The following is a 25,385-nucleotide window of genomic DNA, read 5'->3' on the forward strand; positions in this document are numbered from 1 at the left end:
ATGACACCAAAACAACTTGTACAGGAATTTTATAAATCCGATGCCATGCTCGATTCTCAAATCATCGAGCCCTTACTCCACGATGATTTGGTGGTCAATTGGCATAGTTCAAAAGGATTTATCGAAATGAATAAGGCTCAAGTTTTAAGTCTTCTGGGCGAGCTCTCACAAGCATATATTCGATCTAAAATTAGAATTACACATCTATTAGAGGAAGAAAATTCGGTGGCGGTTAAATTTTCCCATTTTGTAAAAACCTTTGAAAACCCCCGAGAAGAAATGCTTTTAGCACATTTTATGGTGATTTGGGAGATAAAAGATGCTAAACTTTATAGAGGTTTTCAAATGAGCCAATTATAATAATTATCGGTAAAAAAACTTTACAATTAGGCATCAAAGCCTTACTTTTGCAACACAAATTTTAATCAAAATTAAAAACAATACAAATATGAGCGTTTTAGTAAATAAAAATTCTAAAATAATTGTTCAAGGATTCACCGGAAGCGAAGGGACTTTCCACGCTTCGCAGATGATTGAATACGGAACTAACGTTGTAGGTGGTGTAACGCCAGGAAAAGGTGGTACAACACATTTAGACCGCCCAGTTTTTAACACTGTAAAAGACGCTGTGGACCAAGCTGGTGCTGATACTACAATTATTTTCGTTCCGCCAGCTTTTGCTGCTGACGCAATTATGGAAGCTGCTGATGCTGGAATCAAAGTAATCATCACAATTACCGAAGGTATTCCTGTTGCTGACATGGTGAAAGCTTACGCTTATATTCAAAATAAAGATTGTCGTTTAGTAGGACCAAACTGTCCGGGAGTCATTACGCCAGAAGAAGCAAAAGTTGGAATTATGCCTGGTTTTGTTTTCAAAAAAGGAAAAGTTGGAATTGTTTCAAAATCAGGAACGTTAACTTACGAAGCGGCTGATCAAGTAGTAAAACAAGGTTTAGGAATCACTACAGCAATTGGTATAGGTGGAGATCCAATCATTGGAACTACTACAAAAGAAGCGGTAGAATTATTGATGAACGATCCAGAAACGGAATGTATCATCATGATTGGAGAAATCGGTGGTCAATTAGAAGCCGATGCTGCAAAATGGATCAAAGCTGACGGAAACAGAAAACCAGTTGTAGGTTTTATTGCTGGAGAAACTGCTCCAAAAGGAAGAACAATGGGACACGCTGGAGCAATTGTTGGAGGTGCTGATGATACTGCTGAAGCGAAAAAAAGAATCATGCGCGAAAATGGAATTCACGTGGTAGATTCACCAGCTGAAATTGGTAAAAAAGTTAAAGAAGTTTTAGGATAGTTTTTCTAAAATTTAAATAAAATCAAAATCCTGCTTTTTCGGCAGGATTTTTTTTATGTCCAAAAAATTGTATTTTTAAGCATGAAAAAAGCATTTCTGCCAGTCATCGATGAACATTCAAAAATATTAATCCTCGGAACAATGCCGGGAGAAAAATCTTTGGAACTACAAGAATATTACGGCAATAAAGGCAATAGTTTTTGGAAATTAATTTTTACCATTTTTAATAAATCGCTTACGCAAAATTACCACGAGAAACTAAAATTGCTTACCGAAAATAACATTGCGCTTTGGGATGTTTTGGCATTTTGCGAACGAAAAGGAAGTCTAGACACCAATATAAAAAACGAAGTCGCCAATGATTTTGAAGATTTGTTCCAAAAATATCCGAACATTACAAAAGTTTTTTTCTCCAGTAAAAATGCCGAAAAATATTATGATAAATATATAGGTAGAAAACTCGGAATTGAATACGTTACTTTACCATCACCAAGTGGTGCCAATGCCTCTAAAACATTTGAGCAAAAATTGGAGGAATGGAGACAAATTAATATTTAAATTCCAGTAAAGAGGAAAGAAATTCCAATTTAAAATTCGAAGAATTTGAAGAAATATTCGTGAATTTTCGGCAAACCGTAGAGATAAATAAATTCCAATTTTAAAAATTCCAAATTACAATAAATTAAAGAAATATTCGTGAATTTGTGGCTATCTCTTGTAAAAGTCAAATACATCAAAATCAAAAAAATCCTTTTATCTGTGGCAAAAGAAATTCCACTTTTCCTAAATCTTAAATTCCAAAAATATTTCGCCTTTACGCATAAATCAGTAAAAAAAATTTTAATCAAATAAAACTTAAAAATATGTCAAACATTGACTTAATTATAGAAGAAAGACCTCGGGATATTGGGGATTTTTTAGTGGGAAGGTTGTTGCCTTTCCGAAAAAAAAGAATGGTTGGTCCGTTTATTTTTATTGATCACATGGGACCTGCAACATTGGGACCAGACCATTACATGGATGTTGACCAACATCCGCACATTGGTTTGGCAACCCTCACATTTTTGCTTGAAGGCGAAATTATGCACGAAGATAGTTTGGGAACCAAACAAGTAATCGCTCCAGGATCAGTGAACTGGATGATTGCCGGAAATGGAGTAACGCATACCGAAAGAACGCCCGAAAACTTGAGAAACGGTTTGAAACACACGGTTCACGGGTATCAAATATGGGTAGCTTTGCCAAAAGAGAAAGAAAATATTACGCCAGAATTTCATCATTTTGACAAAAAAGATTTACCAAAGTGGAAAGATCAATCGGCGGAATTTACTTTAGTTGCCGGAAAAGGTTATGGCAAAGAATCTCCCGTCCCGGTGCATTCCGAATTATTTATGGTTGAAATTTTTTCGGAGGAAGAATATATTTTGGACATTCAGGGAAATCTTTCCGGGGAAATTGGTATTTGTGTGGTGGAAGGTGCGATTAAGGCTTGCGAACATCATGTCGAACAAGGAAATATGCTGGTTTCTAAATTAGAAGATGCTTGTGCTTTGACAATGATGCCCAAAACCCATTTGATTCTTTTTGGGGGAAAACCTTTTGAAGAAGAGCGATATATTTATTGGAATTTTGTTTCGTCGAGCAAAGAAAAATTAGAAGAAGCCAAAGATCGCTGGCGAAAAAAGGAATTTCCGAAAGTGCCAAATGATGATACTTACGTAGTAATGCCGGAAACTATGGCGTGATAATTAAGGAGGTGAGACCAGAAGTTTACAAAAATGTATGAAGATTTTTTTTAGCCCCGACAGGAGGGAAGAGCACCCGCTTTTTCTGCGGGTCTCTGGAAGGATGGCGGGAATTACGATTACCGAAAAAGACTGGCTTTTCGCTCCAAAAAATAATTGATATGGTAAAGTAATTCTTATATTTGTCAACCTAATTATAGCAAATTAAATTAACCGATAATGAAATTATTAGAAGGAAAAACAGCAATTATTACTGGCGCGAGCCGTGGAATTGGTCGTGGAATTGCAGAAGTTTTTGCAAAACATGGTGCAAATGTGGCGTTTACGTATAGTTCATCTGCGGAAGCTGCCAAAGTTTTGGAGGACGAATTGATTGCACTTGGCATTAAGGCGAAAGGGTATCAATCGAACGCGGCGGATTTTAACGAAGCACAAAAATTAGTGGACGATGTTTTGGAAACCTTTGGAAACATTGATATTTTAATCAATAATGCGGGGATTACGAAGGATAATTTGTTGATGAGAATTTCTGAGGAAGATTTTGATAAAGTGATTGAGGTGAACCTAAAATCTGTTTTTAATATGACCAAAGCGGTTCAAAAAACGATGTTGAAAAACCGTAAAGGTTCGATTATCAACATGAGTTCCGTGGTTGGGGTGAAAGGAAATGCGGGACAATCGAATTATGCGGCTTCAAAAGCGGGTGTGATTGGGTTTACTAAATCTGTAGCGTTGGAATTAGGTTCAAGAAATATTCGTTGTAACGCGATTGCTCCAGGATTTATTGAAACGGAAATGACTGGAAAATTAAATGATGATGTGGTGCAAGGTTGGAGAGATGCGATTCCTTTGAAACGTGGCGGAACTACTGAAGATGTTGCCAATGCTTGTTTGTTTTTAGCTTCGGAAATGAGTGCTTACGTTACCGGACAAGTGATGAATGTTGACGGTGGAATGTTAACGTAGATTAGGTTTTTAAGTTTTAAAGTTTTAGGTATAAAGTTAAAGTTAATGGCATAAAACATTAAAACTTAAGCAAGTTACTAATTAAAAATTTTTAAAAATAAATGACGACAACGACACTTTTACTTATATTTCTTTCGATTGTAATTGCAGGTGGGTTGTCGTTTTTTCAATATTTTTTTAGAAATAAAAATCGTACAAAAGTGACGTTTTGGTTGGCTTTTTTACGATTTTTGTCGGTTTTGGGATTGCTGCTTTTGCTGATAAACCCCAGAATTAGCAATAAAAGTTTCCAAATTCAGAAAACGCCTTTAGCTATTTTAATTGACAATTCGAGTTCAATTAAAGAAATGAAAGCCAATGAAGAAGTTATTGCATTAGTTGAAAAATTGAAGCAAAATGAAAAACTTCAAGAGCGATTTGATATTCAAACTTATACTTTTGGCAACGAATTTAAGTTGACTGAAAAACCAAATTTTACTGAATCTCAAACGAATATTGACCAAGCGGCGAAACGCATCAAAAATCTTCATAAAAATAAAAAATTTCCTACCGTTTTAATTAGTGATGGAAACCAGACTACGGGGAATGATTATTTATACAGTTTTGATGAAAACAATAAAGTTTTCAGCGTTGTTGCTGGCGATACCACGACTGTTTTAGATTTGAAAATCAGTCAGTTGAACGTTAATAAATATGCTTTTCACAAGAATAAATTTCCGGTTGAAGTTTTTTTAGATTATTCTGGAAATAAAAATGTAAATGCAACTTTCACGATTTCGCAGGGAAATTCGGTTTTGGCAAAACAAAATATTTCTTTTTCTGGTTCCAAAAAATCAGCGGTGGTGAATGTTTTGCTTCCAGCGGAACGAACCGGAGTTCAAATTTTAAAGGCAACCATTTCTTCTTCGGAAATAGAAAAAAATACCTATAACAATTCTAAAAATTTTGCGGTTGAAGTTATCGACCAAAAATCAGAAATAGGGATTGTTTCGTCCTTAAACCATCCCGATATTGGTACTTTAAAACGAGCAATAGAAACTAATGCACAACGTAAAGTAACATTGATTAACCCAAACAATGTTAATGATTTACAAAATTTTAATGTGCTTATTTTTTACCAACCTAATAGCGATTTTAAAAATGTTTTTACTTTTGCAAAAAATACCAATCGTAACTTTTGGATTATTACAGGAACCAACACCGATTTCAATTTTTTGAACCAACAGCAATCAATTTTACAATTTAAAATGAGTGGTCAGAAAGAAGATTATTTGGCAGATTTTCAATCACAATTTGGTTTGTTTGCCGTTGATAATGTAGGCTTTGAAAATTTTCCTCCGTTGCAAAATTCTTTTGGTTCGGTTACCACTACACAAAACGTTAATATATTACTTAGTTCCCGAATTAGAAATGTAAATACTGGTTATCCGTTACTTTGTTTTAGTGAAAATGCTGGAAGCAGAACCGCATTTTTGTTGGGAGAAAATATTTGGAAATGGCGTATGCAAACGTATCTCAATCATCAATCATACGAGAAATTTGATGTGTTTGCTGACAAAATTATTCAGTTTTTAGCCAGCAATAACGCTAAAAAGAACTTAGTGGTTACACATGAAAGTTTTTACAATTCGGGCGATGATTTGGAAATTACAGCACAGTTTTTTAATAAAAATTATGAGTTTGATGAAAATGCGCAATTGAGTATTTCAGTAGTTAACAGAAAAACAAAGCACTCAAAACTGTATAATTTAGTACGAAGTGGTGCAAATTACAAAGTAAATCTTAATGGTTTGACAGCTGGTGAATATGATTTTAAAATTACAGAAAATCGTTCGAAACAATCGTATTCCAATTTTTTTGAAATTTTGGATTTTGACATTGAAAAACAATTTGTAAATCCAAACGCTACAAGATTACAGCAATTGGCAACTCAAACCCAGGGCGAATTTTTCTTAGTAAATCAAGTAGAACCATTGATAAAAAAATTACTGGAACAAGAACAATACAAAGATATTCAAAAGGAAATTTTTAAAAAAACACCGTTAATTGATTGGATATGGTTGTTAGTTTTTATTGCTGTTTTGCTTGCCGCTGAATGGTTCGTGAGAAAATATCATGGAATGCTTTAAAATATTTTGAATTGAAATGATTTTTAGGTAAATTTATAGGAAACCAAAAAATCTACTTATGAAAAAAATATTGCTATTTGGTGCATTAACTACTTTAATGCTTCAATCATGTGCCGGAAAAAAAGGCAGTGAGGCTATTGCCGATTTAAAAGGAACTTCATGGATGTTGACAGAAATTCAAAATATTGAGATTAAAAATACTGATTTTGCCAAAATTCCCGAATTAAATTTTAACCCGTCCACAAATGAATTTACTGGAAATACAGGCTGTAATTCTATGTTTGGAAAGATTGATATTTCTGATAATAAAATTAATTTTGGAAGTGTAGGTTCTACGAAAATGGCTTGTGAGGGAATCGGCGAAAATCATTTTTTGGCTGCAATGCAAACCGTTCAAACCTTTAAATTGAGCAATAAAAAACTGGAATTGTATGATGGCTTAGGAAATGAAGCCTTGTCTTTTTCGAAAAAATAAAATAAATGAAACGCTTTTATATTTCCACTTCGCTAGTGCTATTTTTGATGAGTTGTAACGAAAAAAAAAGTGCAATACAGCCTGATTTAGCAATAGATTCTATCCCGAAAACCACTGTTGTAAAACCTGAAAAAATTAGTAATGAACCCTTTTTTGTTGCAGTAGGAACCGAACCATTTTGGACGATTGAATTAACAGCCGATTCTTTGAAATATATTACTCCAGATCAAAATCATAATTTTGCAATGGCTTACAAAGAATCTTCAAAGAAAAAAAAGGACACTCTTATTTTTGAAGCAGAAAATGATTTGAGAACGTTGACATTAAAAGTTTTCAAACAAAATTGTTCTGACGGCATGTCTGATAAGAAATTTGATTATGCTTCGCTTGTTTCGCTGCTTTTAAAAAAAGAGTCAAAACCGATATTGTTAAACGGTTGTGGCAGTTATGCAATTGACAAAAGATTAGACGGAAAATGGAATGTTGTAGAATTAGCAGGAGAACGATTAAATGCCGAAAAATTAAAGGACAAAAAACTCCCAGAAATTGAATTTAATATTGTGGAGAATCGATTTGCAGCCTTTGCAGGATGTAATCGGATAGGAGGTGAGTTAGAATCTGAAAAAGATAGTTTTGTATTTAAAGATGTTGTAGCTACACAAATGATGTGCGATAACATTAAAATTGAAGAATCTTTGATGGAGGCTTTACAAGCAGCCAATAAAATTGAAATTAGAGAAAAGCGTCTTTATTTATTAAACTTTGAAGGAACTAAGGCGGTTTTAGAAAAGCAATAAATAAATTTATAAAAAAAAGGCCTGATTGGCCTTTTTTTTATACTTCAAACTCAAGTAGTTGTACTTGATCTTGTAACCGTTGAATGACTAAATTCATCATTCGTTTATTGAGTTGTGAGGAATTTTGGATGTAAGTTTTATATTCATCTACGGTAAAAAGCCCGATAACAATACCTTTTAATGAATTTCTAAACTTAATGTCTTTCTGAATAGAATTTTCAATGTAATCTAATTTTTTTTGTGTTTGGTAGCTGTAAAATTCATTTTTGTATTTGGCTACATAATTTTTAAAAACTTCCAGGAGTAAGTCATTTTGTGTTTTAAGAATTGGTCGTAAAACCGTGTTTTGAAAAATTTCATCTAATGAGCTTTCAGGAGAAACGATTCCGATATTTTCACCTCGCAAAACTGCAAGTGTTTCATTTCTATTTTTCATTTTCTTTTTTCTTAAAGATAAAAAAAAACCGCTGCATCTCTGCAACGGTCTTAAATTTATTTCTAACAAAATTATTTGATTTTGAAAGTAACTCTTCTCACAATTGAGCGTGCTTGTTTAGAATCTTTGTTAACTGAATTGTCTTCTCCATTTCCAACAACTGTTAATCTTGAAGCACTGATTCCAGCGTTAGTAATAATGTTTTTAACATTTTCAGCTCTTCTTTGAGACAATGCTTTGTTATAGTCAGTGTTTCCAATTTCATCAGCATAACCAATTACGTCAGCAGAAGCAGTTGGGTTTGCTTTCAAATATTTCACTAAGAAATCAACACCAGCTAAAGATTCTTTTGTTGGTTGATCTTGGTTGAAATCGAAATAAACATTAACATATCCACCATTGATTAACTCTTCAATTGTACCATTAGTAACTGTTTTACCACCGTTACCATATGTATTGTTCAAGTAACTTTCTAATTCGTCAGGAACACCATTTTGGTTTCGGTCGATGGTTTGTCCTTTTGTATTAACAGCAACACCAGCAATTGAGTTTGGTTCAAGATCGAACATATCTGCAACACCATCTTTATCTGAATCAACAAGTCCAGTTTCGATTGCACCAATTCTTTCTTCTAATGATTTTAAAGCATCATTGTCCACTTCTGAATACCAATCAGCGTGTTTATCAGCACCACCAAGGTAAAAAGTCAAACCTAAAGATCCATTTAAAATTGTACCTTCTAATACAGAAGTACTGTTTGCAGGTCCTTGACCATCAAAGTTCCAATGTTGTCTTCCGTGGAAAATTCCGCTGATGTCACCTGTTAAAGCTACTCGGTTACCCAGTCTAATTTGTCCAGTGACACCCATAATAGCATGTGCCATATAATCTTCTCCACTAAAGCCATCTTCAGCAGTTAATTGAGAAACTCCAAAACCTCCATGTGCCAAAAGCCCAATAGTATTAGTCCAAGTTTCAAAATTTAAAGTTCTTCCTAAATTTACAACTCCTTGTAAACTAGCTCTCAACATTTGACTTTCAAATTGAAGACTTTGGTCTCCATCTTCAAATTTATCATAACCCACATCTAATTTTAAACCAAATTTTGGGTTAAACATATATCTTACACCTAAATCTGCGTGGAAGAAATTTAAAGCGTCAGTATAATAACCTGGAGTCATTGCTCTTGCTGGTTTATTTACTCCGCCGTTTAATTCAATTGACCACTTGTTATAAGATGGTTCCATTGAAGTTGTAGTCATTGTTGTTTCCTGAGCGTTTGCTGTAACTAAAGAAAGTACTAACGCAGAAAGCAGTGTTAAATTCTTTTTCATACTATTGAATGGTTTTTAAAAATTTAATTTTATAAATTTCTTATTAAGGTTTTTCTTTTGAAATTCTTGGCAAAGATATATTATTAGTCTTTAACATTTTTACAATTGTGTTATATAATTTCCATATTTAAGTTAAAATTAATATTTTGATAACTTTATTTTATGTAAATATTCTGACTAATTAATTTTAAAACTATTTTTAAATGATTGATTATCAAGTTGTTAAATAATAAAAAAATATTTAGCTATTCCAGTATTCAAACATATTAAAAATTGTCCTTTTTTTTTGCACTTTCTGCATTTTTTTTTACGAAATCGTTTAAGTTTTTACGAATTAATTGGAAATCTAAAGCTTCTAAGGAATTTTTTTTAAGCTTCTGGTTGTTTTGTAGTACTATAAAATTCAAAAATTTCTAATCCAAAATAAGGTATTGCAGCAATCAAATGATCAAATATATCTGCCATAATATACTCATAATTTACCCATCTTTTGTCATTACAAAAAGCATATATTTCTATAGGAATTCCTTTTTCAGTAGGTTGTAAATGACGACACATTAAAGGCATTTCTTTATTGATTCCAGAATGTTGTTCAAGATATTGGTTAATATACTTTCTAAAAACACCCAAGTTGGTCATATTTCTGCCGTTAATAAAAATTGATTTATCGATTTGCTTACTTTGATTAAATTTATCAATATCAGTTTGACGATGTTCGATATAAGATTGAACCAGTTGAATTTGTTTCAGTTTTTCCAATTCTTCTGCACTTAAAAATTTTACTGAAGAAGTTTTAATTAAAATGTACCTCTTAATCCTTCTTCCACCAGAATTTTGCATAGCACGCCAATTCCTAAACGAGTCCGAAATTAGACTGTAAGTAGGAATTGTAGTCGTGGTCATGTCAAAGTTTTGAACCTTTACTGTAGCCAAATTAATTTCAATTACATCACCATCAGCACCAAATTTTTCAAAAGTCACCCAATCCCCAATTCGCACTAAGTCATTTACCGAAACTTGAATGCTGGCTACAAAACCTAGAATGGTGTCTTTAAAAACTAAAATAATTATAGCGGAAATTGTTCCAAAAGTTGTAATTAATGTAGTAACTGATGTATCAAAAAGAACCAATATTACCGACGTAAATGCAAAAACCCAAAGTACAATCATGATTACCTGAATGTAACTGTCAATGGGCTTATCCGAGAAACTAGGTTTGATTTTTAAATAATCGCGTACCGAATTTAATAGACTTCTAAAGATGAAAATAATAAGAAATACCATAAAAATGGTGATTCCTTTTTCAAAAAATATTTCCCACTTCGTGAAGTCTTCAAGTACAGTAGGACTAATTTCTTGTATTATATATAAAGGTAGGAGGTAAGCAACATACTTTGCCGTTTTGTTTGCAACTAAAAAATCGTCAAATTTAGTTTTCGTTCTACTTGCAATAATGTTGAATATGTTAATTAAAACGCGTCTAAAAATAGCATGAACAAAAAAAACTATAACTAATAAAAGAACAATATTTACAAGTAAGTTTCCGTAAATAGAGATAGTGTCATTATATCCTAACGAACGTAAAAGCCGATATGTCCATTTAAAAATGGTTTCTATCATCAAAAATTTATTTAGGCATTATTTGCCGGAGGCGTATTCAAATATTTTTTTTCTATATAAAAAGTGCCAAAAGGAATCACAGAAGCAATAACTATCACTGAGAACTTTTTCCAGCTCCAATTTTCTTCAGATTTTAACATGATTGCCAAAATTATATAAGTAATGAAAAGCAATCCGTGCGCCATCCCAACAGGAAATAATAATTGTTTATAAAGTTCCATATTATTAGGTTTCACCAAAAGCATATTGCCAAAAAGCACCAAATAAGAAACACCTTCAAGAAAAGCGACAATTTTAAAAAATTTAAGCATGATACAAAATATTTATAGTGAAAATTCATCGATTTTTTAAAAAGAAAAATCAGAGAAAACCACCGTTTTTAATTTGGTGCAAAGATATTTAATAAAATAGTAAACTATCTATTTAAATTGTTAAATCAACCCCGGAATTCTATCTTGTCTCAACCATTTTTTAGGTACTTTTTTCGTACTTTCGAACTCCAAATTGAAAACGAAATAATGAGTAAACGTGATTTAAAAAAATATGTGAAAGAGCTTTCAAAAGCACAGCTTGAAGAGCAATTTATTGAAATGTACAACAAATTTAGCGATGTGAAAACGTACTACGATTTTGTTTTTAACCCCAAGGAAGACAAATTGGCTCAAGAAGCTAAACTCAAAATTTCAAACGAATATTTTCCTACCAAAACCAAACGTGCAAAACTTCGGCGTTCTACGGCACAAAAAATAATCAAGCATTTTTTAAGTTTGGGGGTTGACCCATTTATAGTTACTGATGTGATGCTTCACAACATTGAAGTGGCGCAAAAATATACTGCAAAACGTGAAATGCGTTACGATTCATTTTACAAAAGTATGCTTAATTCTTTTGAGCAAATTGTAAAATACGCCATCGAAAACGCAATTTTAAGCGAGTTCAAATCCAGAATTATAGCAATTCAGGAAACCGCAAAAAGACAACGTTGGCAAAATTACCACGCCTTTGAAAATGTAACTGATATATTTGATTGATTCGTTTTTTCGGCATCAAATTTGTAAAAATCATAAAAATGCTAAATCGTTCGACAAAACGCTTTTTAGTCCCTACTTTTGCAAATTATTCCAAACTTCAATGTCGCAAACCATCGCATCAGAAAATACACACAAAAAAGAGCTTTATCACTATCAAAAAAAAGATATTAATTCTATTTTTGATAAAATATACCACTCGCCAAATAACTATCATTTGTTATACCAACTTCCCACAGGTGGCGGCAAAACAGTAATTTTTTCTGAAATTGCGCGACGTTATTTGCAGGAATATAATAAAAAAGTACTCGTTTTAACCCACAGAATCGAACTTTGCAAACAAACTTCTAAGATGTTGAGTGGTTTTGGTGTCAAAAATAAAATCATCAACAGTATTATCAAAGATTTACCTGATCAAAGCGAATATTCTTGTTTTGTGGCAATGGTAGAAACGCTCAAAAATCGCTTAAACGACGAGAAATTAGAAATCGAAAACATTGGTTTAGTGATTATTGACGAAGCCCATTATAATTCTTTCCGAAAACTACTTTCGTCCTTTAAAAATTCTTTCATTTTAGGCGTAACCGCCACTCCTTTAAGTTCTAATGTGAAGTTGCCCATGCATCAAAATTACAATGAACTAATTGTAGGCGAACCGATAAAAGAACTGATAAATAATGGATATTTGGCAAAAGCCGAAACGTACAGCTACGATGTTGGCTTGGGTTCTCTAAAAGTAGGAATTAATGGTGATTATACAGTGAAATCTTCTGATGAGTTGTATATGAACGCCATGATGCAAGAAAAATTATTGTATTCGTACAATGAAAAATGTTTGGGCAAAAAAACCCTCATCTTCAATAACGGAATCAACACTTCGCTATACGTTTATGAAACTTTTAAACAAGCAGGTTTTGACATCCGACACCTTGATAACACTACACCTGCAGAAGATAGAAAAGATATTTTGACCTGGTTTAAAAATACGCCAAATGCTATTCTTACGTCCGTTGGAATTTTGACAACCGGTTTTGACGAACCAACGGTAGAATGTATCATTTTAAATCGTGCTACAAAATCGTTAACGCTTTATTTTCAAATGATTGGCCGTGGTTCACGTCGTTTACCTAACAAGAAAACATTTACCGTTATCGATTTAGGGAACAATGCCGCACGTTTTGGGCTTTGGAGCGATCCTATTGATTGGCAACATATTTTTCGTTCGCCCGAATTTTATTTGGAAAATTTACGAAGTGATGCCGAAATTGAGTTACATTTTAAATATGAAATGCCACCAGAACTTCGGCAGAAATTTGCCAAAACACCTGATATTGATTTTGATATGGAAGCCGAACATAAAAAAGCAATTGCCAATAATGAACGTGCAAAAGTAGTGTTAGAAAAATCATTAGATCAACACGCCAGAATGTGTGTGGACAATACCGAAACTTTGCAAGAAGCTAAACAATTGTCAAAAGAACTACAAGAAGACATAGAAAGTAGGGTAAAACATTTCACCGTTTATTTGAGTAAAAGCAGTAAAAATTACCGCGAATGGCTTACGGAAGATTATAAAACCCGTCTTTTATTGTTGATTGGAAAAAAATACCGCGAAAAAATTATGAATGAAGATTAACGATATTTTATCAACAGCTTAAAAACCTACTCGGCAAAAAGTTGTTTATTTACATCGATTATCGGAATTTTGAACTTCCAATAAAACAAACCCAATGGAGAACATACATTATATTAGTTCCGAAATTCTTTCGATTGAAATTTTGGACCAAATTATTTCACAAGGAAAAAAGCTCGAACTTTCTGAAGAAGCCAAGGTTAACATCCAGAAGTGTCGCGATTTTCTCGATAAAAAAATGGAAAGCCACGAAGACCCAATTTACGGAATCAATACAGGATTCGGCTCACTTTACAACATTAAAATAACCAACGAAAATCTGACCAAGTTACAGGAAAACTTAGTAATGTCACACGCTTGCGGAACTGGAGATGAAGTGCCAAAAGACATCGTAAAAATCATGCTTTTGCTCAAAATTCAATCGTTGAGTTACGGATATTCAGGAGTGCAACTCGAAACCGTGGAGCGATTGGTAGACTTTTACAACCACGAAATTTTCCCAATTGTTTATGAACAAGGATCTCTTGGAGCTTCTGGAGATTTGGCGCCATTGGCTCATTTGTCATTACCATTGATTGGTTTAGGCAAAGTTTTTTATAATGGCAAAAAGCAAGATGCGTCACAAGTTCTAAAACAATTTAGCTGGAACCCTATTCAATTAAAGTCAAAAGAAGGTTTAGCATTATTGAACGGAACACAATTCATGAGTGCTTATGGAAGTTATCTCTTAATAAAAGCTACGAAATATTCGTATCTGGCAGATTTAATTGGGGCTATTTCCCTTGAAGCCTTTGATGGAAGAATTGACCCGTTTAACGAGTTAATTCATTTTATTCGGCCGCACAAAGGTCAAATCGTCACTGCAAAACGCATTACTGAATTTTTAGAAGGAAGCGAAATTATTTCAAGAAAAAAACAACACGTTCAAGATCCGTATTCGTTTCGTTGCATTCCGCAAGTGCATGGCGCTTCGAAAGATACGATAGATTATGTAAAAAAAGTATTTAAGACAGAAATTAATTCGGTTACTGATAATCCAAACGTTTTTATCGAAACAGACCAAATTATTTCGGGTGGAAATTTCCACGGACAACCCTTGGCTTTGGCTTTAGATTTCCTTGGAATTGCGCTAGCAGAATTAGGAAATATTTCCGAAAGAAGAACCTATCAACTCATTTCCGGACTTCGTGGTTTGCCTGCGTTTTTGGTGGACAATCCAGGATTAAATTCTGGTTTTATGATTCCGCAATATACCGCGGCAAGCATCGTGAGCCAAAACAAACAACTGGCAACTCCCGCAAGTGTGGACAGCATTGTTTCGAGTAATGGGCAAGAAGATCACGTAAGTATGGGGGCAAATGGCGCCACCAAAACTTTACGGATTATTGACAATTTAGAAAGAATTCTAGCGATAGAATTGATGAACGCTTCACAAGCCATTCATTTCCGAGACCCTTTAAAATCAAGTGATTTTATCGAAATGTTCCTCAAAGCATACCGCAAAGAAGTCCCACTTGTAAACGAAGACAGAATTTTACATTATGACATTGAAAACACAATTTCTTTTTTGAAAAGTTTTCAGATTGATGATGAAACGTTGAATTAATTTTAATAAAAATGAATTTCGGAAAAACAATTAAGATTTTTTTAATTGACGGCGATCCAAATGGAAGGCTTACCTGTGAACTTTCGAATTGGACAGGAAAAGCTTATAAGATACCACGAAATAAAATTAAAGATTGCAAAGATAGACCAGATATATTCAATACAGGAATTTATTTTTTGTTAGGTAAAGATTCTGATGGAGGTGATTTGGTGTATATTGGCGAAGCTGAAAATGTATTAAATAGATTGAATCAACATCTTTCTCAAAAAGATTTTTGGAATGAGGCGATTGTATTTGTTAGCAAGGATGAAAATCTCAACAAAGCTCACATAAAATATTTAGAAAATAGACTTCACGATATTATAATCAAGTCAGATCGTTATAAATTAGAAAATAGCAATATCCCTACACTGTCTTCTATTTCGGAATCAGATAGGGCAGAAATGGAAGAGTTTATTGATAATATCAGGATGTTGGTAAGCACTTTAGGACACAAACTTCTAGAGGACAAGCGTGAAGTTAAATCTGAAATGCAGTCGAATATTTTTTACATAAATGCAGCTCGTGGCGCAAATGCAAGTGGCGAAACAAACTCAGATGGATTTCTCGTATTCAAAGGATCAAAGGCTTCAAAAAATATTGTTCCATCTTTTTCAAGGTCTTTTATAGCCTTACGGTCAAAATTGATTGAAAAAAATGTTCTTGTTGAATTCGCCGAATATTATGAATTTTCTCAAGATTATATTTTTACAAGTCCTTCTCTTGCGGCAGCAACTGTAATGGGAAGGAATGCAAATGGTTTGACTGAATGGAAGTTGGCTAATGGAACAACCTTAAAACAGTTCGAATCTCCAGAAATTTTACTACTCGAATAAAAAAACCTAACAGCTTTCAAAATTCTGTCAGGAGAATAATCTGTAAAATAGGTAAGGTGTTGAAAAAAAAAATTTTCATCTTAACACTGACGCGTGAGGGATTGAAGCGGCATCCTTTTTAGGAATTGCACGGATGCCAATCCGGGGCAATTGCTGAAAAGATACAGCGGAAAGCCCGACCTTTTGTGCCCTTGGAAAATGTTTATTTTAAGCCAAATGTTTTTGGGCACAAAAGGACACGCCCAAAAAATTATACTAAAAACAAAAAAGTTGGCTTTTAAACCAACTTTTTTTATTTGAATTTGCGAAAATTTATTTCCACTTGAAATTTTTCTCAATCGCGCGAATCATTTCGCCTGCAATGTCTTTATTGGTCGCGCCTTCGATACCTTCCAAACCTGGCGAGGAATTGACCTCGAGTAGGAGTGGACCTTTGCTGGAGCGGATAATGTCAACTCCGGCAACCTTGAGATTCATTGCTTTTGCAGCTTTGATGGCAATCTTTTTTTCTTCAGGAGTGGGCTTGATGATGGAAGCGGTTCCGCCAAGGTGAATGTTGGCGCGAAATTCTCCCGGCAAGGCTTCACGCTGGATTGCGGCCACCACTTTGCCGTCGATGACAAAACAACGGATGTCTTTCCCGTTGGCTTCTTTGATAAATTCCTGAACTAATATATTGGCGTTCAGACTTTTAAAAGCATTGATTACGGATTCCGCCGCTTTTTTGGTTTCGGCCATAACAACGCCTTTTCCTTGTGTGCCTTCTAATAATTTTACGATTAACGGCGAACCGCCAACCATTTTTATCAAATCGTCAGTATCTAAAGGTGAATTGGCAAATCCGGTAGTGGGTATATCAACTCCGTGATTTAGAAGTAGTTGCAATGAATATAATTTATCTCTCGATTGTGTAATAGCTGAAGCAGAATTTAAGCAAAAAACTTTCATGGCTTCAAATTGTCTCGTCAAAGCACAACCATAAAACGTGATACTCGGGCGAATTCTTGGAATTACGGCATCAAAATCACTTAATATTTTTCCACCTCGATAACGGATTTCTGGCGTGGTAGCATCGAGTTTCATGTAACATTCTTTGATATTTAAAAAATGCATTTCGTGTCCTCGCATTTCTCCGGCTTCCATGATTCTTCGGTTAGAGTATAATTCGGGATTGCTTGCCAATAATCCGATTTTCAAACCTTGTTTTGCTTTGTCAGAATTTTTGTACAATTCACCTAACATTTCCGCTGACGGTTGTCCTAACAAATATTTTTGTTCAGGATCTACCAAAACGCGTCCACTCATGGCTTCACGGCCCAAAAGCATTCGAAATCCCATAGAATCTCGGTTAGTTAACGTCATTTCTATTGGCCATTGATTATCGCCAAATTCTAAATTTGTTTTAATAACGTAACGTTGTTCGCGAAAACCGCTTGAACTTTTCACGATCCTTTTATCAATTAACGGTGCTTCGCAATGGATGATGGTTCGATGGTTATTTTGGATGGGATTAATATCAAATTTTACCCAATTTTGTCCATCTTTGGTAAAAGGAGAAATGTTTAAAGCGTGAAGCGCAGAGGTTTTCGCCCCAGAATCGACTCTGGCTTTTATGGTGGGGATTCCTAATTGTGGAAATGAACACCATTCTTCACTTCCGAGGATAACTTTGTTTTGAGACATGATAAATATTAAGTTGTAACAAAAATCTAAAGTAATACTTATTTTAGAATCAGAAATTAATTTTATATAAATATTATATCGTTTATCAAAATTATAAAAGCCAAAGATTAAAGATTTCTAGTAGAATTTATGTTTATTTTTTTCAACAAAAATTCTAAAAACTTTAATCTGTGGCTTAAAAATTTAAGTGCTTACCAAAATTAATTCGTCGGTTTTTCAGCTTTTTTAATTGCTACCGTAAGCTCTTGTGCATTGTCTTCTAAATCCATAAAAATTAAATCGCCTGAATGAATTTTAGAAGTAATGATTTCTTCTGCTAGAGCGTCTTCAACATATTTTTGAATGGCTCTCTTCAAAGGTCTAGCGCCAAATTGTTTGTCGAAACCTTTATCCGCAATAAATGCTTTTGCTTTTTCAGATAATTCTAAATTGTAGCCTAATTCCGAAATTCTGGCATATAATTTTTTCAATTCGATTTCGATAATCAAATCAATATCTGCTTTTTCCAATGCGTTGAAGACAATTACATCGTCAATTCTGTTCAAAAATTCAGGAGCAAAAGTTTTCTTCAAAGCATTTTCAATCACACTTTTGGCATGTTCGTCAGATTGTGCTGTTTTAGCGGCAGTCCCGAAACCAACTCCTTGTCCAAAATCCTTCAATTGACGGGCTCCCACATTGGAAGTCATGATGATGATGGTATTTTTAAAATCAATTTTTCTTCCTAAACTATCCGTCAGGAAACCATCGTCTAAAACTTGTAACATCATATTGAAAACATCTGGATGGGCTTTTTCGATTTCGTCTAAAAGAACCACACAATATGGTTTTCTGCGAACTTTTTCAGTTAATTGGCCGCCTTCTTCATAACCAACGTATCCTGGAGGTGCACCAACTAAACGTGAAATGGCAAATTTTTCCATGTATTCGCTCATGTCAATTCGGATTAAAGCATCTTCAGAATCGAATAATTCACGGGCTAAAACTTTTGCTAATTGGGTTTTTCCAACCCCAGTTTGACCTAAGAAAATAAATGAACCGATTGGACGATTCGGATCTTTTAAACCAGCACGATTTCTTTGAATGGATCGAGCGATTTTTAAAACTGCTTCTTTTTGTCCAATTACTTTATTTTCAATTAGTTCAGGTAACTTAGCTAATTTATTACTTTCAGTTTGTGCGATTCTATTTACCGGAATTCCAGACATCATAGAAACCACATCGGCCACGTTATCTTCTGTTACTTGAATACGGTTATTTTTAGAATCTTCTTCCCACTGTTCTTGCGCAATTGCTAGGTCTTTTTCGATACGCTTTTCGTCATCTCGAAGTCTTGCAGCTTCTTCATATTTTTGTTTTTTGACTACCGTATTTTTCAACTCGCGAACTTCATCTAATTGGCGTTCGAGGTCTAAAATTTGTTTTGGAACATCAATATTAGTTATATGAACACGAGAACCTGCTTCATCTAAAGCATCAATCGCCTTGTCCGGAAGAAATCTTTCCGACATATATCTGTCCGTTAATTTCACGCAAGCTTCAATAGCTTCTGGAGAATAAATAACATTATGATGGTCTTCGTATTTATTTTTGATGTTATTTAAAATTGTGATAGTTTCTTCAACTGAAGTAGGCTCGACTACCACTTTTTGGAACCTTCTTTCCAAAGCGCCATCTTTTTCAATATATTGACGGTATTCGTCTAAGGTTGTCGCACCAATGCATTGAATTTCACCTCTTGCCAAAGCCGGTTTGAACATGTTAGAAGCATCAAGCGAACCGGTTGCGCCACCCGCTCCAACGATGGTATGAATTTCATCAATAAAAAGGATGATGTCATCATTTTTTTCAAGCTCATTCATCACGGCTTTCATCCGTTCTTCAAACTGTCCACGGTATTTTGTTCCGGCAACCAAACTCGCTAGATCAAGCGTTACCACACGTTTGTTGAATAAAATTCGGGATACTTTTTTCTGGATAATTCTCAAAGCTAAACCTTCGGCAATAGCAGATTTACCAACACCTGGCTCTCCAATTAACAATGGATTGTTCTTTTTTCTTCGGCTTAAAATTTGTGAAACACGCTCAATTTCTTTTTCACGTCCTACAACTGGATCTAATTTCCCTTCTTCGGCCATTTCTGTCAAATCTCTTCCGAAGTTATCCAAAACCGGAGTTTTCGATTTTTTATTTGACTTATTTGCAGGTGTGTTGAAATTACCTTCTTTTAAACTGTCATCTTGTCCTGAATCGTCATTATACGATTCATTTTTGGGCAAGTCATTCATGAAATCTTCTTCGCTGTTTGGTATCATATTAATGTATTGTTCTTTAGCCGAATCATAATCTATTTTTAGTTTATTCATCAACTTGGTTGTGGGATCGTTCTCGTTTCTTAAAATGCAAAGTAATAAATGTGCGGTACTAATTGAGGGACTTTGAAAAACTTTTGCCTCTAAATAAGTTGTTTTTAAAGCGCGTTCTGCTTGACGGGTAAGATGTAAATTTTTTTTATCATTCCCTGTTGCAGTATTAGGAATTGCAGTACTTAATGACTCAACTTTTTTTCTTAAATGTTCTAAATCAACAGATAAATTGTTAAGTATAATAATTGCTTTCCCGTTTCCATCTCTTAAAATTCCCAGCATAAGATGTTCTGTTCCAATAAAGTCGTGGCCTAATCGTAAAGCCTCTTCTTTACTGTAAGTAATTACATCTTTTACTCTCGGTGAAAAATTATCATCCATATAAAATAAGCTAGTTAAAATGTCAAGTTTAATATTAGATACGCAAAAACTATACCCATACAAAACTACTGACAGCTAATTGACAACATTTTTTTTAAAATAAAAATTTTCAAACGTTCTATTTATTAACCACAATATAGATTTTTTTTGTTAATAAGTCTAAAAAATTACTGTTAAAAAAAATATGTAAAAAATTTAAAAAGCTGTATATTGGCACGTTTTGAAACAATTATAATTTTTAATGTAAATACTTATGGCTGAAGGAGAAAAATTGATTCCTATTAATATTGAAGAGGAAATGAAATCATCTTACATCGATTATTCGATGTCGGTTATTGTTTCTCGAGCGCTTCCAGATGTACGCGATGGATTAAAACCTGTTCATCGAAGAGTGCTTTTTGGTATGTATGAATTAGGAGTTTTTTCTAACAGAGCTCACAAAAAGTCTGCGAGAATCGTAGGGGAAGTTTTAGGAAAATATCACCCTCATGGAGATAGTTCGGTTTATGATGCAATGGTACGTATGGCTCAAGAATGGAGCTTGCGCTATTTATTAGTGGACGGACAAGGAAATTTTGGATCAATTGATGGTGACAGTCCGGCAGCAATGCGTTATACCGAAGCCAGAATGCAAAAAATTTCTGAAGAAATTATGGCAGACATCGACAAAGAAACTGTAGATTTTCAGTTGAATTTTGACGATACTTTGCAAGAGCCAAAGGTAATGCCTACAAAAGTTCCAGCATTGTTAATCAATGGAGCATCAGGTATTGCAGTTGGTATGGCTACAAATATGGCGCCACACAATTTAACCGAAGTAATTGACGGTACTTTAGCTTACATTGACAATAACGAAATTGAAATTGATGAGTTAATGTCGCACGTGAAAGCACCAGATTTTCCAACGGGAGGAATTATTTACGGATATGAAGGTGTTCGCGAAGCATTTAAAACTGGACGTGGTAGAATTGTAATGCGTGCCAAAGTGAACTTTGAAGAAGTTGACGGTAGAGATTGCATCATTGTAACCGAAATTCCGTATCAAGTTAATAAAGCCGAAATGATTAAAAAAACGGCAGACTTGGTTAATGAGAAAAAAATTGAAGGGATTTCAAATATCCGTGACGAGTCCGATAGAAATGGAATGCGAATTGTTTATATCTTAAAAAGAGAAGCAGTTCCAAATGTAGTCTTGAATACTCTTTATAAATATACACAACTTCAATCTTCGTTTAGTGTAAATAATATTGCGTTAGTAAACGGACGTCCACAATTGTTGAATCTAAAAGAATTGATTCATTATTTTGTAGAACACCGTCATGATGTTGTTACGCGAAGAGCCCAATATGAATTGCGCAAAGCCGAAGAACGTGCTCATATTTTAGAAGGATTAATCATTGCTTCAGATAATATTGACGAAGTTATCCAATTAATAAGATCTTCCAGCAATACTGATCAAGCCAAAGAAAAATTAATCGAACGATTCAAACTTTCTGAAATTCAGGCAAAAGCAATTGTTGAAATGCGTTTGAGACAATTAACAGGTCTTGAACAAGATAAATTGCGTGCTGAATATGAAGAAATCATGAAATTGATTAATCATTTGAAAGAATTATTGGCAAGCAAAGAATTGAGAATGAATTTGATTAAAGAAGAATTAACTGAAATCAAAGATAAATATGGTGATAACCGTCGTTCGCAAATTGAATATGCGGGTGGCGATGTAAGTATCGAAGATTTAATTGCAGACGAAAACGTGGTGATTACCATTTCGCATGCTGGTTATATTAAAAGAACTAATCTTTCGGAATATAAAACACAGAATAGAGGAGGAGTTGGACAAAAAGGCGTGGCAACACGTGATCAAGATTTCTTAGAACATCTTTTTGTGGCAACAAACCATCAATACATGATGTTCTTTACCCAAAAAGGTAAATGTTTCTGGATGCGTGTTTACGAAATTCCGGAAGGATCGAAAACTTCAAAAGGTAGAGCCATTCAAAACTTGATTAATATTGAACCAGATGACAAAGTAAAAGCGTTCATCTGTACACAAGATTTGAAAAATCAAGAATACGTTAATTCTCACTACGTGATTATGGCTACCAAACAAGGGCAAGTTAAAAAAACTTTGTTAGAACAATATTCTCGCCCAAGAGTTAATGGTATTGCTGCGATTACTATTAAAGAAGATGACGAATTATTAGAAGCAAAATTAACTACAGGAGAAAGCCAAATTCTAATAGCAGTAAAATCTGGAAAACTAGTTCGATTCGAAGAAAGCAAGACACGCCCAATGGGCAGAAGTGCTTCAGGAGTACGAGGAATCACACTACGTGACGAAAAAGATGAAGTAATTGGCATGGTTTCTGTAAATGATATGGAAAGCGAAATTTTAGTAGTGTCAGAAAATGGTTATGGAAAACGCTCATCATTAGAAGATTACAGAATCACCAATCGTGGCGGTAAAGGTGTAAAAACTCTTAATATCACTGATAAAACTGGAGACTTAATCTCAATCAATAGCGTTACTGATGCGGATGACTTGATGATCATCAATAAATCAGGACTTACCATTAGAATGGAAGTTTCTGATTTAAGAGTTATGGGTCGCGCCACACAAGGCGTTCGCTTGATTAATATTAAAGGAAACGATTCTATCGCAGCAGTTACTAAAGTAATTCGTGAAGACAATGTAATCGAAGAAACTCCGGACGGAGAAGAAGTATTACATGTGGATTCGATCTCTAACCCTGAAATTTCCGAAGACATTGTTGAAGGAAATACAGAAGAAATAGATGATAACACCGAAGAATAAACAATAAAAATTAAACCTATGAAAATTAAATATGTAGTTTTAGCCTCTGCATTTCTCTTTTCGGGAACGGTTTTGGCACAAAAAGACGAAATAAAAGCCGCAGAAAAATCATTGAAAAATGGTAATGCTGCCGAAGCAAAAGCAAGTTTAGATCAAGCAGAGTCCAAAATTTCTGGAGCAGATGATTCTATGAAAGCACAATTTTATTTCTTAAAAGGAAACGCTTTGATGGATATAGGAATGAAAACCGGCGGGAATGACCTTGTTGCTGCCGCAAAAGCATTTCAAGAATCTATCGCTATTGAAAAAGCGTCCAAAAAAAATAAATATACTAAAGAGGCTCAAGAAAAAGTGGACCGCTTGAAAGGAGAATTAATCAATGCCTCCATTAAAGACAATCAAGTAAAAAACTATAAAGCATCTGCCGAGAAATTGTACAATGTTTATTTGTTAGACGAATCACAACCGCTCTACTTATATTATGCTGCCGGAAGTGCCGTAAATGGACAAGATTACGATACAGCCTTAAATTATTATAATAAACTCAAAGAATTAAATTACTCAGGCGAAGGAACTTTTTACAGCGCAACAAGTAAGCTTTCAGGTGAAGATGAAAATTTCGCATCATTAGCAGAAAGAGATAAAGCAGTAAAATTAGGAACCCACGAAAATCCTAAAACAATTAAAGAACCTTCTAAACGAGGCGAAATCTACAAAAACATCGCTTTAATCTATTCTTCGCAAGGTAAAAATGAAGAAGCGAAAAAAGCAATTGTAGAGGCTAGAGCAGCTAATCCAGACGATTTTTCTCTTTTAACCACTGAAGCTAACCTTTATTTACAATCTAAAGATATGGCTTCATATAAAAGAATCATGGACGAAGTTATTGCAAAAAACCCATCTGATCCTAATATTTATTTTAACTTAGGCGTAATTGCTGCTGATGCAAAAGAATATGCTAAAGCCGAAGAATACTACAAAAAAGCAATATCACTTGATCCTAATTATGTAAATGCTTATCTTAATCTCTCGGTAATGAAATTGTCGAGCGACAATGATATTGTAGAAGAAATGAATAAATTGGGTAATACTCCAAAAGAAAATAAACGTTATGACGAATTAAAAGCGAAACGTCAGACTATTTTTGAAAGTACAATTCCGTATCTAAAGAAAGCCAACGAGCTTGACCCAAAAAATGAAGATGTTGCTAGAACATTAATCAATGTTTACAACTATTTAGAAATGACTAGTGAAGCAAAAGCGTTAAAAGCAAAGTCAGGATTGTAAAAGGTTCATTGAAAAGAAAAAAATTCCCGAATAATCATCGGGAATTTTTTTTGTATTTTATTTAAATTATCTTTTTGATAACTCTCAATCGATGTGTATGCCTGTTTGTTTCAGCATTGTAAATTCCTAAATGATCTAATCGGTCAATTCTCACTTTTCCACTGGCATGAAGAATATAATTGTCGTCCATAATAATTCCTACATGAATGATTTTTCCTTCTTCATTATCAAAAAAAGCCAAATCTCCAGGTTCACACTCCTCAATAAAACTCAACGGTTCTCCTTGTGTAGCTTGTTCAGAAGCATCTCTCAATAATTGGTAACCATTTAATTTATAGACCATTTGGGTTAAACCCGAACAATCAATCCCAAAAGGCGTTTTGCCTCCCCACAAATACGGTGCATTCAAATACATAAATGCAGTATTGATAAGATTTGATTTTGGTTTTTGCCCAGAAATTTTTGTCCCTTCGAAATCTAAACCATTTTTATTAATCTCACTATTTTGCAAAAATGAAACGGAAGCTCCCAACGGAATTGGCATCAGCAAATTATCAGGCGAAGTAATATATTCTATCAAGTCAGCGTTTAAAATAACTTCTTGACTATTGAGACTTTCAAAATCATTTTTAGAAATAATCTGGTATTGTTTTTCATCAACCCATCCCTCGTAACCATCAAATTGAAGTTTAATTTTCGACCATTGGTTATTTTTTTCCAAAATGGTAAAATGCTCACCAAAAAGCACTTGAGATACAATTTCGCTTCGGTCGCTTGCCTCGGCTCGTAAAGGAATTATGGCTAAATTACAGATTCCGAACATCTGGATATTTTCTATAGATAAATGATGAATTTCAGGTTTAAAGATACAAAATCAATTAAACC

21 protein-coding genes are annotated in these 25,385 nt (G+C 34.1%); 14 read left to right on the forward strand and 7 right to left on the reverse strand.

The annotated features are described in order from the left end of the window. The 8 genes from GV828_RS08195 to GV828_RS08230 all read left to right on the forward strand — a co-directional run bounded on the left by GV828_RS08195 (position 1) and on the right by GV828_RS08230 (position 7,433). The gene (locus tag GV828_RS08195) at positions 1–360 is read left to right on the forward strand and encodes a nuclear transport factor 2 family protein (protein ID WP_166536999.1); all 360 of its coding nucleotides are present in this window, start codon (positions 1–3) and stop codon (positions 358–360) included. A gap of 88 nt (positions 361–448) precedes the next feature. Next, positions 449–1,321 (forward strand): succinate--CoA ligase subunit alpha, encoded by an 873-nt coding sequence (sucD, locus tag GV828_RS08200; protein WP_166537000.1) that lies wholly within the window; start codon positions 449–451, stop codon positions 1,319–1,321. A gap of 81 nt (positions 1,322–1,402) precedes the next feature. Then, the gene (locus GV828_RS08205) at positions 1,403–1,879 is read left to right on the forward strand and encodes a DNA-deoxyinosine glycosylase (protein ID WP_166537001.1); all 477 of its coding nucleotides are present in this window, start codon (positions 1,403–1,405) and stop codon (positions 1,877–1,879) included. Between the two features lie 305 nt (positions 1,880–2,184). Then, a complete protein-coding gene (locus GV828_RS08210) occupies positions 2,185–3,066 on the forward strand; it encodes a pirin family protein (RefSeq protein WP_166537002.1) in 882 nt (293 codons plus the stop codon). Between the two features lie 219 nt (positions 3,067–3,285). After that, positions 3,286–4,032, forward strand: a complete 747-nt coding sequence (gene fabG / locus GV828_RS08215; protein WP_166537003.1) for a 3-oxoacyl-[acyl-carrier-protein] reductase — start codon at positions 3,286–3,288, stop codon at positions 4,030–4,032. 101 nt (positions 4,033–4,133) lie between these two features. Then, entirely contained in the window at positions 4,134–6,161 is a 2,028-nt protein-coding gene (locus tag GV828_RS08220; RefSeq protein ID WP_166537004.1) for a hypothetical protein, read from the forward strand. 58 nt (positions 6,162–6,219) lie between these two features. Then, a complete protein-coding gene (locus GV828_RS08225; RefSeq protein WP_166537005.1) occupies positions 6,220–6,636 on the forward strand; it encodes an META domain-containing protein in 417 nt (138 codons plus the stop codon). A 5-nt stretch (positions 6,637–6,641) separates the two neighbouring features. Next, entirely contained in the window at positions 6,642–7,433 is a 792-nt protein-coding gene (locus GV828_RS08230; protein ID WP_166537006.1) for an META domain-containing protein, read from the forward strand. Positions 7,434–7,470: 37 nt separating this feature from the next. Here the strand turns inward: GV828_RS08230 and GV828_RS08235 are convergent, their stop codons facing one another. The 4 genes from GV828_RS08235 to GV828_RS08250 all read right to left on the reverse strand — a co-directional run bounded on the left by GV828_RS08235 (position 7,471) and on the right by GV828_RS08250 (position 11,134). After that, positions 7,471–7,869, reverse strand: coding sequence for a glyoxalase (locus GV828_RS08235; protein ID WP_166537007.1), 399 nt, complete (start codon positions 7,867–7,869; stop codon positions 7,471–7,473). 71 nt (positions 7,870–7,940) lie between these two features. Beyond that, a complete protein-coding gene (locus tag GV828_RS08240) occupies positions 7,941–9,203 on the reverse strand; it encodes an OmpA family protein (RefSeq protein ID WP_166537008.1) in 1,263 nt (420 codons plus the stop codon). Between the two features lie 369 nt (positions 9,204–9,572). Then, positions 9,573–10,823, reverse strand: coding sequence for a mechanosensitive ion channel family protein (locus GV828_RS08245; protein ID WP_166537009.1), 1,251 nt, complete (start codon positions 10,821–10,823; stop codon positions 9,573–9,575). An 11-nt stretch (positions 10,824–10,834) separates the two neighbouring features. After that, positions 10,835–11,134, reverse strand: a complete 300-nt coding sequence (locus GV828_RS08250) for a DUF3817 domain-containing protein (RefSeq protein WP_166537010.1) — start codon at positions 11,132–11,134, stop codon at positions 10,835–10,837. Between the two features lie 207 nt (positions 11,135–11,341). Between GV828_RS08250 and GV828_RS08255 the strand changes: the two genes are divergently transcribed. The 4 genes from GV828_RS08255 to GV828_RS08270 all read left to right on the forward strand — a co-directional run bounded on the left by GV828_RS08255 (position 11,342) and on the right by GV828_RS08270 (position 15,965). Continuing rightward, positions 11,342–11,854 carry a DUF6155 family protein gene (locus GV828_RS08255; protein ID WP_166537011.1) on the forward strand — a complete coding sequence of 171 codons (513 nt, stop codon included), beginning with the start codon at positions 11,342–11,344 and terminating at the stop codon, positions 11,852–11,854. Positions 11,855–11,954: 100 nt separating this feature from the next. After that, positions 11,955–13,487: a DEAD/DEAH box helicase gene (locus tag GV828_RS08260; RefSeq protein ID WP_166537012.1), complete on the forward strand. Its 1,533-nt coding sequence runs from the start codon at positions 11,955–11,957 to the stop codon at positions 13,485–13,487. Between the two features lie 94 nt (positions 13,488–13,581). Further along, positions 13,582–15,090 carry a histidine ammonia-lyase gene (gene hutH / locus GV828_RS08265; protein WP_166537013.1) on the forward strand — a complete coding sequence of 503 codons (1,509 nt, stop codon included), beginning with the start codon at positions 13,582–13,584 and terminating at the stop codon, positions 15,088–15,090. A gap of 11 nt (positions 15,091–15,101) precedes the next feature. Further along, positions 15,102–15,965, forward strand: coding sequence for a GIY-YIG nuclease family protein (locus GV828_RS08270; protein ID WP_166537014.1), 864 nt, complete (start codon positions 15,102–15,104; stop codon positions 15,963–15,965). A 312-nt stretch (positions 15,966–16,277) separates the two neighbouring features. On the opposite strand, the gene rimK is transcribed toward GV828_RS08270, so the two are convergent. Beyond that, positions 16,278–17,648: a 30S ribosomal protein S6--L-glutamate ligase gene (gene rimK / locus GV828_RS08275; RefSeq protein ID WP_166537015.1), complete on the reverse strand. Its 1,371-nt coding sequence runs from the start codon at positions 17,646–17,648 to the stop codon at positions 16,278–16,280. A gap of 200 nt (positions 17,649–17,848) precedes the next feature. Next, a complete protein-coding gene (locus GV828_RS08280) occupies positions 17,849–20,395 on the reverse strand; it encodes an ATP-dependent Clp protease ATP-binding subunit (RefSeq protein WP_166537016.1) in 2,547 nt (848 codons plus the stop codon). A 253-nt stretch (positions 20,396–20,648) separates the two neighbouring features. Between GV828_RS08280 and gyrA the strand changes: the two genes are divergently transcribed. Beyond that, a complete protein-coding gene (gene gyrA, locus GV828_RS08285) occupies positions 20,649–23,213 on the forward strand; it encodes a DNA gyrase subunit A (protein WP_166537017.1) in 2,565 nt (854 codons plus the stop codon). An 18-nt stretch (positions 23,214–23,231) separates the two neighbouring features. Then, positions 23,232–24,500: a tetratricopeptide repeat protein gene (locus GV828_RS08290; RefSeq protein WP_166537018.1), complete on the forward strand. Its 1,269-nt coding sequence runs from the start codon at positions 23,232–23,234 to the stop codon at positions 24,498–24,500. A 61-nt stretch (positions 24,501–24,561) separates the two neighbouring features. On the opposite strand, the gene GV828_RS08295 is transcribed toward GV828_RS08290, so the two are convergent. Then, the gene (locus tag GV828_RS08295) at positions 24,562–25,323 is read right to left on the reverse strand and encodes a C40 family peptidase (RefSeq protein WP_166537019.1); all 762 of its coding nucleotides are present in this window, start codon (positions 25,321–25,323) and stop codon (positions 24,562–24,564) included. Between the last annotated feature and the right edge of the window lie 62 nt (positions 25,324–25,385).

Origin of the sequence: Flavobacterium ichthyis (assembly GCF_009915155.1) — a bacterium.
GTDB classification, from domain to species: domain Bacteria; phylum Bacteroidota; class Bacteroidia; order Flavobacteriales; family Flavobacteriaceae; genus Flavobacterium; species Flavobacterium ichthyis.